This window comes from Micromonospora sp. ANENR4, assembly GCF_015354395.1.
Classification (GTDB): Bacteria; Actinomycetota; Actinomycetes; order Mycobacteriales; family Micromonosporaceae; genus Micromonospora; species Micromonospora aurantiaca.
This window is the reverse complement of record NZ_JADKYQ010000007.1, coordinates 1-14,383: the sequence shown is the minus strand read 5'-3', so window position 1 is coordinate 14,383 and position 14,383 is coordinate 1. Positions and strand designations below refer to the sequence as shown.

The following is a 14,383-nucleotide window of genomic DNA, read 5'->3' as shown; positions in this document are numbered from 1 at the left end:
AACTGCTCGACCGCGTAGCCGCCTCCGTGACGCCGGCCGAGACCGATCCCGCCTCCCGGCTGGTCCGCCTCGGGCGGCGCAGCGTGCAGCGCCGCCGTCGTGCCTTCGGAACTGCCGGCTCCGTCGCCGTCGCGGCCGCGGTCGCGGCCGTCGTGGCCCTGCCCCAGGTGAGTGCGCCCCCGAAGGGGTCCGAGACCGCGGGGGCCACGGTGAGCCTGGGTGGCCTGTCCGTCGCCGTTCCGGAGGGCTGGCGGACGAGCGAGGTCACCACCCTCGATCCCTGCACCGCCGAGCCGCACACCGTCTACCTCGCCGCACAGTGGGATCCCCGGGCCACGCGACCGACGTCTGTCCCGCCCGGGGCCGCACCCTTCAGGTGCAAGTCGGATGGCCAGGCGTGGATGGCTGTCGTGCAGCAGGGCGTCGCCGCGGCCGTCAGCCCGAACCGGCTGGTCGTCAAGGACGGGCAGCTGATCCAAGTCGATCAGCCCAACCAGTACGCAATCCCGTCCGTGTGGACCTACCGCGCCTTCAACGACGAGATTCAGGCGACGACGGCCTTCATCTCCGGGGACGAGAAGGGCCGCGAGCAGCTGCTCAAGCACGTCACCTGGCCCGCCGGCCCGGCGGCCCCGGCCTCCGGCGGCCTGGTGCTGCCCGACCGCATCACCAACGCCACCACCGAGGCGCCGCCCACAAACGGCATGGTCGTCGCGACGGACGCCGAGACGCTGAACCAGATCCGGACATCCCTCGCCGCGCTGCGCGACCCCGTGCCCGCAGGAGAGGAATGCACACTGCAGAAGCCCGGCGCGGTCGGAATCAACCTCGGCGAAGTCACAGTGATGCTGGGTGACGCGACATGCCCGCAGGCGATCTCGACCGGCGGCGGTCGCGTCCGGATCGCGGCCGGGCTGGGCAAGGAACTGCTGGACCTCATCGTGGCGAGCGACCGTGCCGCGACCGAGCGGGCCACAAAGGATTGACCGAACCACTCCCGCCTGCGGCGGGGGTTTCCGGCCCGCACCGTCGCCACGGCGACGACACGAGAGCGACGAGTACGGCGGCGAGCACCGGACCGACCGCGACCGCACCTTGATCCATAAGAGCATTCGACCAGCCGGCGCCCCCTCAGATGTTGGAGCCGTCCGGCGGCAGGCCGGGCGGTGGCTGGGGGGATCCGCCCCGGCCGGCGGCCGGTGGACAGGACATGCCCAGGGTGTAGGCCGTCATGGACAGCGAGCCGTAGGCGTAGCCGTCGACGAGGACCTCGGTGTCGGGGGTGTCCGTGGCGGCGGCCAGACCGGCGAGATACAACGCGGGGATGAAGTGATCCGGTGTCGGTACCGCAAGGCGGAAGTCCCGGTGGGCGTCGAGGGTCGCGTACTCGCCCGGGTCGGTCAGCATCCGGGCCTTGGCGTCCTCGTCGAAGCGTCGCGCCCAGTCGAAGCCGTCGTCGGTCAGCGCCCAGTCCATGCCGCGCAGGTTGTGCACGACGTTGCCACTCGCCACGATCAGCACACCGCGCCGGCGCAGTGGAGCGAGCCGGGCGCCGAGTTGAAGGTGGTAGTCCATCGCCTTGTCGGCGTTGATGCTGAGCTGGACGACGGGAATCGTCGCGTCCGGAAAGGCGTGCATCAGCACCGACCAGGTGCCGTGGTCGATGCCCCAGCTGTCGACGTCCGCCCCGACCCAGGTCGGATGGACGACGTCACTGACCTCCTCGGCCAGCTCGGGCAGCCCCGGCGCCGGGTACTGCACCTCGAACAGCTCCTGCGGAAACCCGTAGAAGTCGTGGATGGTCCTCGGCCGGGGCATCGCGGTGACGGCCGTGGCGTTGATGTACCAATGTGCGCTGACCACCAGGATCGCGCGGGGACGCGGCACCGCGGCGCCGAAGGCTCTCCATGCGGAGGTGTACCGGTTCACCTCGAGGGCGTTCATCGGGTTGCCGTGGCCCAGGAACGCCGCGGGCATCAAGACATCCAGGGCCGGATGTACGTCTGAAGGCACGTGAACACGATAGTGCCGCCTCCAGCGGTTCCGGCCTGAATCACGCTCCCCGGCAGGCTGCCCATTCGGGCGGCTGCCGAGTGACTCCTGGCGATGGGACCATGAGCGGGTGACGCCCTTCCGCATCGATGTGCCCGAAACCGTCCTGGACGACCTGCGCGCTCGGCTCTCGCGGACGAGGCTCGCGCCGGCCGCCCCGGGACAGCCGTGGGCCGCCGGCACCGACCCCGGGTACCTGGCGGATCTGGTGCGGTACTGGCTCGACGGATTCGACTGGCGTGCGGTCGAGCGTGCCCTCAATCGGCACCCTCAGTTCGTCACCACGATCCGAGGCACGCCGGTCCACTTCGTTCATGTCCGCTCGGCATCGCCCGACGCCACGGCGCTGATCCTCACCCACGGCTGGCCCAGCACGTACACGGAGATGCTGCCCCTGGTGTCCCGGCTCGCAGACTTCGACCTCGTCATACCGAGCCTGCCCGGCTTCGCCTTCTCCGGAGCGCTCGCCGAGGGCCCGACGACCGAGGCGGCCGTCGCGGACGTGTGGGCCGAGCTGATGACCCGTCTGGGCTACGACCGCTTCGGCGCCTACGGTGGCGACATCGGATCCGGCGTGACGACGTGGCTCGGCGCCCGCCACGCAGATCGGGTCATCGGGGTCTTCTCGCAGCACATCAAGTTCCCGCCGGCGGACCGCAGGGGCGACCTCAGCCCGGCCGAGGAGGCGTTCGTCGCCATGCTCGACGCGAAGGCCCAGGATGACTGGGGCTACGGAATCATCCAGGAGACACGGCCCGACACCCTTGCGGCCGCGCTGAGCGACTCGCCGGCCGGACTGGCCGCATGGATCGTCGAGAAGTACCAGCGCTGGAGCGACTGTGGCGGTGACATCTCCCGCCGGTTCGGCTTCGACGAGCTGCTGACCACCGTGATGCTGTACTGGGTCACCAACTGCATCGGCACGTCCTTCCGGCCCTACCGTGACGACCACCTGGCCCCGCATCTGCCGATGGTCGACGTGCCCGCCGGCATCACGGTCAGCGTGGAGGACGCCGGCCTGCCCCGGTCGTTCGCCGAACGCACCTACGCCGACCTCACCCACTGGCGCGAGCCCAGCGTCGGCGGCCACTTCCTCGCCCAGGAAGAGCCCGATCTGCTCGCTGCCGATCTGCGCGCCTTCTTCAACGCACTGCGGTGATCCAGAAGCCCAACCGAACGCCGCGCCACGCAGGCCACGACGCCCGAGGCGGCCGACGGTGAACTGCGCGTCGGGGCCCTCAAGTGGTTGGGTGCGAGAGCGTCACGGCAACCACTGGTCCGATCGCAACGCTGAGCAGGTAGGCGAGGTTGAACAGACCCAGTGCTTCGGCCCGGTGGGAGGCGGATACGACGCCGGCCGCGTGCAGGGCGAGTACGCCTTGGCCGGTCGCGGCGGCCAAGGAGCCGAGCGTCATCGCCGCGAGCAGCAGCGGTACGGCGGTGGTGATCGCCGCCAGCAGCAGCGCGGCGGCGCCGGTGACGAGCAACGTGGCGGCCGCGACGCGGCGTGACACTCGCACGGATGCCGCGACCAGGAACCCGGAGCAGACGCCGCCGATCAGGTAGGGCGCCAGCAGCACGATCCCGCTCCGGGTGCCTGCCCATCCCGCGTGCTGTCGCAGCAGGTCCGGCGCGGCGTAGAGCAGGGCGAAGTTCCCCACTCCCAGCGCGAAGGCCAGCGCGCACGCCGCGAGGAACCGGCCGTTCCGTGCCACCGCAGCAGGCACGAAGCCGTCCGGACGGACCTTGGTCCGGAACACCAGCAGAGGCAGCAGTACAACGGTGGCCGAGCCGGCCACCAGCGGCCGGTGCGGAATGAGGACGGCTGCGGTGACCAGCACGGCCAGGATGGTCATTCCGAAGACGTCGAACGGCGCCGGCACCGCGTCCGGTGAGGTGGTGCCGCGGCGAGCCGCGGGCACGGCGAGCACCGCCAGCAGCGGCAACGCCAGTGCCGCCTGCCACGAGGAGACGTCGGCGATCAGTGCGCCGGTCAGCGGACCGGTGGCCCCGACGACCGCCAGCGACGCGGCGACCACGCCCATCTGCCGGGCCGAGTCGGCCAGTTTCATCGCGGTCACGGTGAGGCCGGCGGACCCGAGTCCCTGCACCGCCGCACCGGCCACCATCGCAGGCACGCTCGGGATCAGCACGAGGATGAGCGTCCCCGCGGCCACCAGCGCGGACGCGACGGTCAGGACCGCTTGTACGCCGCGACGGGCGAGCAGCGCCGCCAGCAGCGGTGTCCCCAACGCGATCCCCCAGCCGAAGGCGGTCACACCGGCGGTCGCGGCCTGTTCCCCGCTACCCGTCGCGCGCGCCAGGTCGTCGAGCAGCAGTGCCGGTGCGGCAATCCCGAACGACAGCGGACCGGCCAGCAGGGCGAGCCAGGGTGTGGCCACCCGCCCTGGTGCGAGCTGCCTGTGGCGGGAAGCGGCTCGGCGCCGCTGTAGCTGATCCATGTCGTTCCTCCGGTGTCGGCTGGATTCAGCCTGCCGGGGGCTCCTTACCACCGGCTGATGACCGGCTGACGTACGCGTCGGTGACCCCGCGCCGTTTCCCGGTGAGCGGACCGGTGGTCGGTGGACGTTCGCGGGGCGGGACAGCCGGCTGGCTAGTGTGAAGCGATGAGGTTCGGAGTGCTGGGCGACGTCGCGGTGTGGACGTCGGACGGCACACCTGTCGCCGTGCCCGGCCTCAAAGTGCGTGGTCTGCTGGCTGACCTGCTGGTTCACGAGGGACGCCCGGTGACCGCCGACCGGTTGATCGAGGATCTCTGGGGTGACGAGGCGCCCGGCAACGCGCTCGGGGCGCTCCAGACCAAGGTGTCGCAGTTGCGCCGCGCACTGGGGGCGGGCGAGGCGGGTGGCCGTGCGCTGGTCGAGTCCGGGGAAGCCGGCTACCGGCTGCGGACGCCGTCGGAATCGGTCGACGCCGGACGCTTCGCCGCTCTGTTGCTACGTTCGGGCGCGCAGCGGGAGCCGGCTGTGCGGGCCGCGACGCTGACGGAAGCCCTGTCGCTGTGGCGCGGTTCCCCGTACGCCGACTTCAGTGACGAACGATTCGTCCGCCAGTCGGTCGAGCGGCTCAACGACCAGCGCCTGACCGCGCTGGAGGAGTTGGCCGAGGCCCGGCTCGATCTCGGTGAGCACCATCTGCTCGCCGGGGAACTGACCGACCTGGTCGCACGCCACCCGTGGCGTGAGCGACTACGGGCCGCGCACCTGCGCGCCCTGTACGGCTCGGGACGCCAGCATGAGGCACTGTTCGCCTACGAGCAGTTCCGTCGGCAGGTGCGCGACGAACTCGGCATCGATCCCGGTAGAGAGTTGGTCGAGCTGCACGGGGCGATCCTGCGCCAGGATCCCGCCCTCCAGCCGCCGGCACCGGCGTCGAGTCCGGCCCGGACCAATCTGCCGGCGCCTCTGTCGCCTGGTCCGTACGGCGGGCTGATCGGGCGCGACGCGGCCGTCGAGGCGGTGCGGGAGCGGCTGACGAACGAGCGGCTGGTGACCCTGACCGGTCTGGGTGGGGTGGGAAAGAGCAGGTTGGCGATCGAGGCCGCTCGTGCGCTGGGTGACACGTTCCCCGCTGGAGTGTGGCTCGTCGAGCTGGCCGGCCAGCCGTACTGCGGCGACCACGCGACCTGCGCCGAGATCGTCGACATGGTGGCGGCGACGCTCGAGATCCGGGACGACGGCCCGCCCGGCCTGCCCGGTGATCGATCACCGCGCGAGCCGATGGACCGGCTGGTCGCCGCGCTGCGAGGCCGGCGAATGCTGTTGCTGCTCGACAACTGCGAACACGTGGTGGCGCCGGTCGCTCAACTGACCGAGAAACTTCTCGGCGCCGTGGCCGACCTGCGCATCCTGGCGACGAGCCGCGAGCCGCTGGGGATCCCCGGCGAAGTCGTCTTTCCGGTGCCGCCGCTGGGCCTGCCGGAGCCCGGAGCCGGCGCGCGGCAGGTCGCCGAGGCTCCGGCGGTTCGGCTCTTCGTCGCCCGCGCCCGCGCCACCGAGCCGGGGTTCACCGTCGATCAGCGGAACGCGGATGTGGTCGCCGTCGTCTGCCGGCGTCTCGACGGCGTACCGCTGGCGCTGGAACTGGCCGCGTCCCGCCTGGCCGTTCTCGACCCGGGCGAGCTGGCGGCACGGCTCGACGACCGCTTCCGGCTGCTGTCCTCCGGCCGGCGCACCGCGCCCGCGCGTCAGCAGGGGCTTCGCGCCGTGATCGACTGGAGTTGGGAGTTGCTGTCGCCTCCCGAACGCGCGGTGCTGCGCCGGCTTGCGGTCTTCGCCGACGGCGCCACCCTGGCCGCCGCCGAGCAGGTGTGCGGGGGCGGGCAGGTGGCATCGGACGAGGTCCTCGGTGTGCTGGCACGCCTGATCGACAGATCGCTGGTCATGGTGCGGCACGGCGAGGGTCCGCGACGCTTCCGGCTGCCGGAGACGGTGGCTGCCTACGGTCTGGAACAGCTCGACCGCGCCGCCGAACTGCCCGCGACTCGTCGCCGTTACGCCACCTGTTTCGCCCGTCTCGCCGAGCAGGCCGCCGGACGGCTACGTGGTCACGATCAGAGTCGCGCGCTACGCGAGCTCGACGCCGAGAACGCAAACCTCCGGGCGGCACTCGACGTAGCCGCCACCGACGGTCTGGCCCGCGTGGGCTTGACCCTCGCCACCTCGTTGTCCTGGTACCGGCTGCTCCGGGGTCGGTTCGGAGAGGTGAGCCGGTCACTGCGAACGGCGTTGGACATCGTCCCGAGGAGCGAGGACGACGTCGCACCGGACGGCCTGCGGCGACATGCGCAGATGTGGCTGACCGCTCTCGCCACCCGGGACGGCGATCCGACCGCTCCCCGGCAGCGGATCCTGGAGAGCTACCAGGACACCGAGGGGCCGGAGAAGGCGTTCGCGCAGTGGTTGTTCGCCTCCATGATGCTCGGCTCCGGAGATCCGGGCGAGGCCGCCGCCCTGGTCGACGCGGCGCTGGCGGCGTTCCGCGCCGGCGGGGACCGGTGGGGCATCGCCGCCGCCTGCGCCATCCGGGCGGACCTCGCGCTCGTACTCCGCAGCGACCTGCCCGCCGCGCAGCGTGACTGCGAGACCAGCCGGTCGCTGTTCGAGCAGGTGGGCGACCGCTGGGGACAGGTGCATCCGACGAGCCTGTTGGGAACCCTGGCCGAGATCCACGGCGACTACGATCGCGCCGCCACGCGCTATCGGGAGGCGCTGCGCATCGCCGAACACCTGCGGCTGTGGACGTCGGTGTCCCGGCAGCTCGCATGCATCGGCCGGCTCGCCATGTTGAGAGGCGACCTCGACGAGGCCGCCGTCAGTCACAACCGCGCGCTACAGGTGGCCCAGGAACAGTCGAGCCCCTCCGCCGTCGCCTTCGCCGGCACGGGCCTGGCAATGATCGCGCGACGGCGGGGCGACCTCGACGCCGCCGAGACCCAGCAGCGGGATCTGCTCGACTGGAACCGCCGTGCCGGCTTCCTGCCGGGCTGCGCGCTCGCGCTGGCCGAGTTGGGGTTCATCGCGGAGCACCGCGGTGATGCCGTCCTCGCCGAGCGCCACCACCGTGAGTCGCTCGACGCGGCGCGCGCCACCGGGGATCAACGGGCGATCGCCCTGGCTCTCGAGGGCCTTGCCGGGGCCATCAGCCTCGGCGGTGACAGCCGCCCCGCCGCGCGGCTGCTCGCCGCGGCACGGACGCTGCGCGAGGCCGCCGGAGCGCCGCTGCCTCCCGGCGAGCAACACGACGTCCAGCGCATCACCGTCCGCCTCCGGGAGGCGCTCGGCAGCGACGAACTCACAGCCGAGATGAGCCGCGGCGCACAGCTCGACCTCGACGAACAGCCGTTCAGCGGCGTCGGTAAGGGGATCGTCAGCGAACGGTAAGCCTGCTCGGCACGGTTGACCGAGAACCGAGCCGACCCAGGAGGCACCATGCAGACCGATGCCAGGATCGCCGTCATCTACTACTCCGCCACCGGCACCGTGCACCGGCTCGCGCAGGCATTTGTCGACGGAGCCGCGGACGCCGGCGCGGAGGTCCGCCTGCGCCGGGTGGCGGAGTTGGCGCCGGAGCACGTCATCGATGCCAAGCCGCAGTGGCGAGCCCACCTCGACGCCACTGCCGACATCCCGGTCGCCACCCTGGACGACCTCCGGTGGGCCAACGGGTACGCCTTCGGCACGCCGACCCGTTTCGGGAACATCTGCTCCCAGCTGCGCCAGTTTCTCGACACCACGACCGTCCCGTGGCAGGCGGAGGAACTGGCCGACAAGCCGGCGACCGGCTTCACCGCCACCTATGAGGAACACGGCGGCCAGGAGGCGACCCTGCTCAGCCTCTACCAGACCTTCCACCACTGGGGGTCGATCATCCTCCCCACGGGCTACCTGAACTACGACACCGCTCACGCCGCCGGCGGAAACCCGTACGGCGTCAGCCAGGTGGAGAGCCGCGCCGGCCGGGATCCGGAGTACGCCAGAGCTGTCCTCGAGACGGCCTGCTTCCAGGGCGCACGCCTGACCCGGATGGCAGCCGCTCTCGCCGCCGCCCGCACGGACAGCAGGCTCGGGTAGGAGCCAGGCGGCCTTCGCCGATGCCGGCGGAATCCATCGGCGTGGAAGCGGTGCGGATGCGGGAAGTCAAGGACCCGGGTGGGGCCGCGGGCCCGTCGCCCGCCGCCTCGCGGGCGGTCACCACGAAGGTGTACGGAGTGTCAGCGCTCAACCGGCCAGGTCATCGGGTGCCTGTCGGGGCATGCGCCGAAGGTGATCGTGGACAACTGATGCGGGGCGCCGCTTCCTCGCCTAAGCTGCGTTCCATATGCATCGACACTGATCAATGATAGGTGATGGTGGGGTCGAGGCCGACCCCACCAAGCATTCACCGACTCCGATTGGAGTACCCGATGACCTGGCGTCCAACCATCGCCGCACTCACCGGCCTGTGCCTGGCGCTCACCACCGCACAAGGCCCCGCCGGTGCCGCACCCCCGGCATCTCGGGACGCCCCTCATGTGAACGTTCACACCTACCCGTTCACCGGCCCACCCGGCGCTCCACCAGGAGTCTGCCCGGAGGGCGCCGCGTACGGCCCGCCCCTGCCGGCCGGCCTCGTGTCCGCGACGAAGATCCAGAGCGGGTTCTCGTTCCTCGAAGGACCGGTCTGGATCGCCGACGGCGGCTACCTGCTGATGTCGGACATGGCCGCGGCCACCGGGCCGTACAACGTGCAGCCCTCCACGATCCGCCGGTTCACCCCGCCCGCGACCTTCGACACCTTCATCGCCGATGCCGGAAGCAACGGCCTGGCACTCAGTCCCGACGCCCAGCAGATCATCGCCGCCACCCACGACCAGCGGAACGTCTCCGCATACCGGCTGAGCGACCGGACCCGCAGCACCGTCGCCGCCGACCACCAGGGCCGGGCGTTCAACTCACCAAACGACGTCACGGTCCGGTCCGACGGCGTCGTCTACTTCACCGACCCCAACTTCCAGCGCGGCAACCGACCCGACCAGATGAGCGGACGTACCAGTGTCTTCCGCGTCTCCGGCGGCCAGGTGTCGCTTGTGGACGACCGGCTGCGGCAACCCAACGGCATCGCGCTCTCCCCGGACGGCGGCACGCTCTACGTGGGCGCCTACTCCGAGAACAAGATCTACAAGTACGTCGTCCAGCCCGACGGCAGCACGGGCGCCCGCAGCGTCTTCGTGAACTACCTCGGCGGTCCCGACGGGGTCACCGTCGACTGCGCCGGCAACGTGTACTGGGCCTCCGGCTCGGACGGGCTGATCCACGTCTACTCGCCCGCCGGCGCGCAGCTCGGCACGATCCGCTCCGGCGGCACCGGCACCACCAACGTGGCGTTCGGCGGACCCGACCGGCAGACCCTCTACATCACCTCCGGCCGGACGAACGATTCGGGCCTGTACAGCGTGCGGCTCAACGTCCCCGGCTACCCGTACTGACCAAGAAGACCCGGGAAGGAAAGCATCCGTGCGGATCAATCCTCGCCAGTTCCGACACCGCGTACCGCTCGCCCTGCTGATCTGCGCCGGCACCATCCTGACCGGCGTACCCGCCAACGCCGCGACGGCCGCGCCGGCGACCGGGAGCCGGCCGACGGCCCGGCTCGCCGCGGACACCAGCCCGCCCACCCGGCCGACCGGCCTGCGCAGCACCCGGCTGACCTGCCAGTCCGTCACGCTCGCCTGGTACGCCTCCTGGGACAACGTCGGCGTCGCCTTCTACGACATCTACCACGACGGCCAGCTCGTCACCTCGGTCCCGGGCCGGACGCGGACCGCAACGCTCAGCGTCGTGCAGGGTGTCACCTGGGGCTGGTACGTCAACGCCCGCGACGCCGCCGGCAACGTCTCGCAGGCCAGCTCCACGCTCTCGGTCACCCCGCCGTTCTGCCAGCAGGACACGTCTCCGCCCAGCACGCCGACCAACCTGGCCGCGACGGTGAACGGCACGGACGTGACCCTCACCTGGTCGGCCTCCACCGACAACGTCGCGGTCACCGGCTACACCATCCTGCGCAACGGTACGGCGGTCGGCTCCACCACCGGCACCGCCGGCAACCCGCCGGCGACCACGTTCACCGACACCGGGCTGACGCCCGACACCGACTACCGGTACACCGTGACCGCCCGGGACGCCCAGGGCAACGCCTCGGGGGCGAGCGCCGCGGTCACCGCGCACACCGGCTCGGGCTGCACGAGCCCGATCTGCGGCGCCACGGCGATCACCACCGAGAGGGACCTGCCGTGGGGCCTGGTGCAACTGCCCGACGGCACGGTCCTCTACGGCCGGCGCGACCTGTTCGACATCGTCGCCATGAACCCGGACGGCACCGACAAGCGCAGCATCGGCACCGTGCCGAACGTGGCCGGCACCAGCGGCGAGGGCGGCGTGCTCGGGCTGGCCGTCTCGGCCACCTTCACCACCGACCGTTGGCTGTACATCTACCACACCACCACGACCGACAACCGGATCGTGCGCATCCGCTACGACGGCACGCTGCAAACCGACACCAGGCAGGTGCTCGTCACGGGAATCCCGCGCAACAAGTACCACAACGGCGGCCGGCTGCGTTTCGGCCCCGACGGCAAGCTCTACGCCGCCACCGGCGACGGACAGGATCCGGACGTGGCCCAGGACACCGGCAACCTGGGCGGCAAGGTGCTGCGGCTCAACCCCGACGGCACCGTGCCCGCGGACAACCCCTTCGGCAACCACGTGTGGAGCTACGGCCACCGCAACCCGCAGGGACTCGCCTTCGACTCCCAGGGCCGGCTCTTCGAGCAGGAGTTCGGCAACAACGTCATGGACGAGACCAACATCATCGTCAAGGGCGGCAACTACGGCTGGCCCGCCTGCGAGGGCACCTCCGGCGACTGCGCCAACCCGAACTTCAGGGCCCCGATCCGGACGTACCCGGTGGCCGAGGCCTCGTGCAGCGGCATCGCGATCGTCCGGGACGTGCTCTACATCGCCTGCCTGCGTGGCAACCGGATGTACCGTGCGGAGATCAGCGGCAACACGCTCACCAACGTCCAGCAGTACTTCGTCGGGACGTACTTCCGGCTGCGTACCGTCGAACCGACCCTCGACGGCAACCTGTGGCTGACCACGAGCACCGGCGGGGACAAGGACAGCACCCCGAACAACAGCAACGAGAAGATCCTCAAGGTGACCCTCGGCGGGGCGACGTCGGGCCCCACGAGCTGAGGGCGAGCCGGGGATCCGGCACCGCCTGCCCTCGGAGGGTGCCCACGTCGCGCGGGCACCCTCCGAGCGGTCCGGGCCGGTACTGCGGCGGACCGCCGCCGGAGTGTCGACGAGGCAGCAGGTCAGGTGACGCCGATGTTCAGGTAGAAGTGGCCGAGCTTGAGCGACAGAGAGGCGCCTCCGAAGTGGTGAATGACCAGGGCCAACAGGATTACGATCAAGATGCAGACGACGAGCCAGATCAGGGACCACACGAACCTCGGGATCCCGTAGCGACCGACGCGAGCCATCAGGCTCGCCCCCTCGGCGTTGGCGCTGCAGCAGGCGCCGCCACGCATGGCCTTGTCGGCTGTTGATAACTGCGCCCGACGCTAGCGGACGTCTCCATGCCCCCTCCTTCATCGAGGTGTCCGCGAAACTTCCCTACCGAGGCTCGCGTCAAACTGGGGGCGGAGCAGCTGACCATCGGCCCGGCCGGGACCTGCCAGATCCGGTAACCGGCTGGCAGCCGCCGACCGGACACCCCTGGCTTGGCATCCCGCGCGTGGGCGAGGTCTCACGCCGAACGGGCGGCGCTACGCCTGAGGGGTCCAAGTCTGATACGGCCAGGTGCCGGCGGCACGAGCCCGGTCCACCAGCTCGGGCGCCCGGGTGGTGACCTCGATGGCGAGCTGTCCTGCATACCCGGCCATCGCTTCCGGGTACGTCCGCAAGGCAACCAGCAGTCGCCCAACTGCGCTGAGACGTTCGACGGCGATTCGCCAGTCCTGACGGTCGACGGCGAGGGCGGCGGTGAGCAGCAGTGTGTTCGCATACTCCCAGGCTGCGCGCTGGTCCAGCACGGCCAGCTCATGACGGATAGCGTAGGCATGTTCGGCCAAGGGCGCCGCGGTCGCTGTCTGCTGGCGTTCGAGCATCGCGGCGGCGAGATTGTGCAGGGCCGTGCCGAGGATTCGACGCAACCTTGGGTAGGCCGCGTCCGCGTCCGCGCAGCGGTCGATGACCTCGGACAGCAGCATGATCTGGTCTTCGTCACGTCCGGTGGCTTCCGCGACCACGGCGGCGTCGACCATGTGAGTGACCGCGTCGGCCAGCGCCTCCCGCTCGGTGGCAGTCCCGCGTAGCAGGCCCTCGTGCCGCCGGACGGCAACGACCACGGACAGCCAGGCAAGGTCCCAGGCGTCGTCGCAGTGGCCGATCCGGTGCCGGAGCATCGCCCGCTGGTAGAGGGCCGCGGACCAGAGGCGCCGGACGTCCCGCCGGGCCGGGTCCGACGTCGCCCCGTCGTACAGGCTCAACTCGTCGGCGAGCTCGGCGAGGACGCGGTCGGCCTCAATGATCTGATCTGCGTCGGCCAGAGAGATCCCTTGATCGAGCCGGGAGGCACAATCGGCGATCACCGACGGGTCAGCGGGCGGGCGGTTGCCGGGTGCACGGCCGGTCACCCGCGACTCCGCCGCCAGCCGAGCCGCGAACCCGCCGGCGGTAACGCCGGATGGTGCGGGCTGGGCCAGCAGGTCCAGGTAGGAGCGGCGGATCCGCCATGCGCCCGAGTCGGGCACCACGAGGTTTGCCGGCGCGGCTTGTCGCAGCTGCGCCAGCGACGCCTCGATCCGCTCTAGTCGCTTCTGCGCTCCGGAACCCTGGAACATCTGTTCCACTGAGTACTGTTCGGTCAGCGCCACCCGCATCAGGTCCGGCCGCCCCAGACTGCTGGCGACCCGCGCGAAGATTCCAAGGGCATCCGCCAGGTCGATCACGGCGGCCGCCTCGCCCGTGTCGCGGGCGAGCCCACGCTGCAGGTCGACCATCTCTGCGGCCAACGGTCCCAGGACGGAGGGGTCCGTCCCGAGTCTCAGGGTGACCAGCCCAGTCAGTGCTGCGGTCCGAGCGCGGCAGGCGTCGAGGCCGTCGGCGGGCCGGGGCGCGACCAACCGCCACACCCGTTCGACGACATCGCGCCCGCGATCGACGAGCCCGATGCCGGCCAGGATCTGGCCCGCCTGCACGGTGCGGACCACGGCATCGGCATGCCAGTCCGGATCGGAGAGCAGATCGCCGGCGAGCGCGATGACCTCCTCGGCCTGTCCCCGCAGCTCAGTGACGTCACCGCCATCGGCGAGCCGTTCCTGAGAGAGGTTCAGAGTGGCGCGGCCCAGAGCGTGCAGCAGACGCCCCGGATCGCCCAGACCACGGGCAGCGGCAACCGCCTGCTCAACGGCCGCCCGGGTGTCCGGGCCGAGACCGGCCCGCGCGGTGATCTCGTCGGCGGCGCTGAGCAGGCGGTCGACCTCGGCAGGTTCGCTCATCACACCTCCAGTGCTGGACGACGAGTTGCCGTGACCAGCTGCGTGCCCGCACTGAGCACCGCGAGCAGCAGTCGACCGATCATGAAACCCGAGGCACCGCCCGCCCCGGCGAGGCAAACCCCGCGCAACGGCGGCGAGCCAGCACGTCGCGATCCGCGCTCATCCACCAGTGACGTGATACGCCGTGAGGGCATGTCGCACTTCTACCAGGAGCCAGAGGAGAGAAGAAGAAGGTCAATGCGGTCTCGCGGATGCCATGAAGTTCTG

The 14,383-nt window shown here is 70.9% G+C and carries 10 protein-coding genes; 6 read left to right on the top strand and 4 right to left on the bottom strand.

Going from position 1 to position 14,383, the window contains the following annotated elements:
- Window positions 1–26 precede the first annotated feature (26 nt).
- Window positions 27–986, top strand: coding sequence for a hypothetical protein (locus IRY44_RS13510; RefSeq protein ID WP_194800750.1), 960 nt, complete (start codon window positions 27–29; stop codon window positions 984–986).
- Window positions 987–1,131: 145 nt separating this feature from the next.
- Here the strand turns inward: IRY44_RS13510 and ygiD are convergent, their stop codons facing one another.
- Window positions 1,132–1,977 (bottom strand): 4,5-DOPA dioxygenase extradiol, encoded by an 846-nt coding sequence (gene ygiD, locus IRY44_RS13505; RefSeq protein WP_194800748.1) that lies wholly within the window; start codon window positions 1,975–1,977, stop codon window positions 1,132–1,134.
- Window positions 1,978–2,122: 145 nt separating this feature from the next.
- Between ygiD and IRY44_RS13500 the strand changes: the two genes are divergently transcribed.
- Window positions 2,123–3,211, top strand: coding sequence for an epoxide hydrolase family protein (locus tag IRY44_RS13500; RefSeq protein ID WP_194800747.1), 1,089 nt, complete (start codon window positions 2,123–2,125; stop codon window positions 3,209–3,211).
- A gap of 79 nt (window positions 3,212–3,290) precedes the next feature.
- On the opposite strand, the gene IRY44_RS13495 is transcribed toward IRY44_RS13500, so the two are convergent.
- Window positions 3,291–4,454, bottom strand: coding sequence for an MFS transporter (locus tag IRY44_RS13495; protein WP_370584931.1), 1,164 nt, complete (start codon window positions 4,452–4,454; stop codon window positions 3,291–3,293).
- A 225-nt stretch (window positions 4,455–4,679) separates the two neighbouring features.
- On the opposite strand from IRY44_RS13495, the gene IRY44_RS13490 reads away from it, so the two are divergent.
- The 4 genes from IRY44_RS13490 (at window position 4,680) to IRY44_RS13475 (ending at window position 11,807) form a co-directional block, all read left to right on the top strand.
- Window positions 4,680–7,955, top strand: a complete 3,276-nt coding sequence (locus tag IRY44_RS13490; protein WP_228532059.1) for a BTAD domain-containing putative transcriptional regulator — start codon at window positions 4,680–4,682, stop codon at window positions 7,953–7,955.
- A gap of 48 nt (window positions 7,956–8,003) precedes the next feature.
- Window positions 8,004–8,645, top strand: a complete 642-nt coding sequence (gene wrbA, locus IRY44_RS13485; RefSeq protein ID WP_194800745.1) for an NAD(P)H:quinone oxidoreductase — start codon at window positions 8,004–8,006, stop codon at window positions 8,643–8,645.
- A 332-nt stretch (window positions 8,646–8,977) separates the two neighbouring features.
- On the top strand, window positions 8,978–10,039 hold the full coding sequence (locus IRY44_RS13480) for an SMP-30/gluconolactonase/LRE family protein (RefSeq protein WP_194800744.1): 1,062 nt from the start codon (window positions 8,978–8,980) through the stop codon (window positions 10,037–10,039).
- A gap of 28 nt (window positions 10,040–10,067) precedes the next feature.
- On the top strand, window positions 10,068–11,807 hold the full coding sequence (locus IRY44_RS13475) for a PQQ-dependent sugar dehydrogenase (protein ID WP_281600635.1): 1,740 nt from the start codon (window positions 10,068–10,070) through the stop codon (window positions 11,805–11,807).
- A gap of 122 nt (window positions 11,808–11,929) precedes the next feature.
- Here the strand turns inward: IRY44_RS13475 and IRY44_RS13470 are convergent, their stop codons facing one another.
- Together IRY44_RS13470 and IRY44_RS13465 are read right to left on the bottom strand one after the other, a co-directional pair.
- Window positions 11,930–12,145 carry a hypothetical protein gene (locus tag IRY44_RS13470; RefSeq protein WP_194800743.1) on the bottom strand — a complete coding sequence of 72 codons (216 nt, stop codon included), beginning with the start codon at window positions 12,143–12,145 and terminating at the stop codon, window positions 11,930–11,932.
- Window positions 12,146–12,382: 237 nt separating this feature from the next.
- A complete protein-coding gene (locus IRY44_RS13465; RefSeq protein WP_194800741.1) occupies window positions 12,383–14,116 on the bottom strand; it encodes a hypothetical protein in 1,734 nt (577 codons plus the stop codon).
- Window positions 14,117–14,383 lie beyond the last annotated feature (267 nt).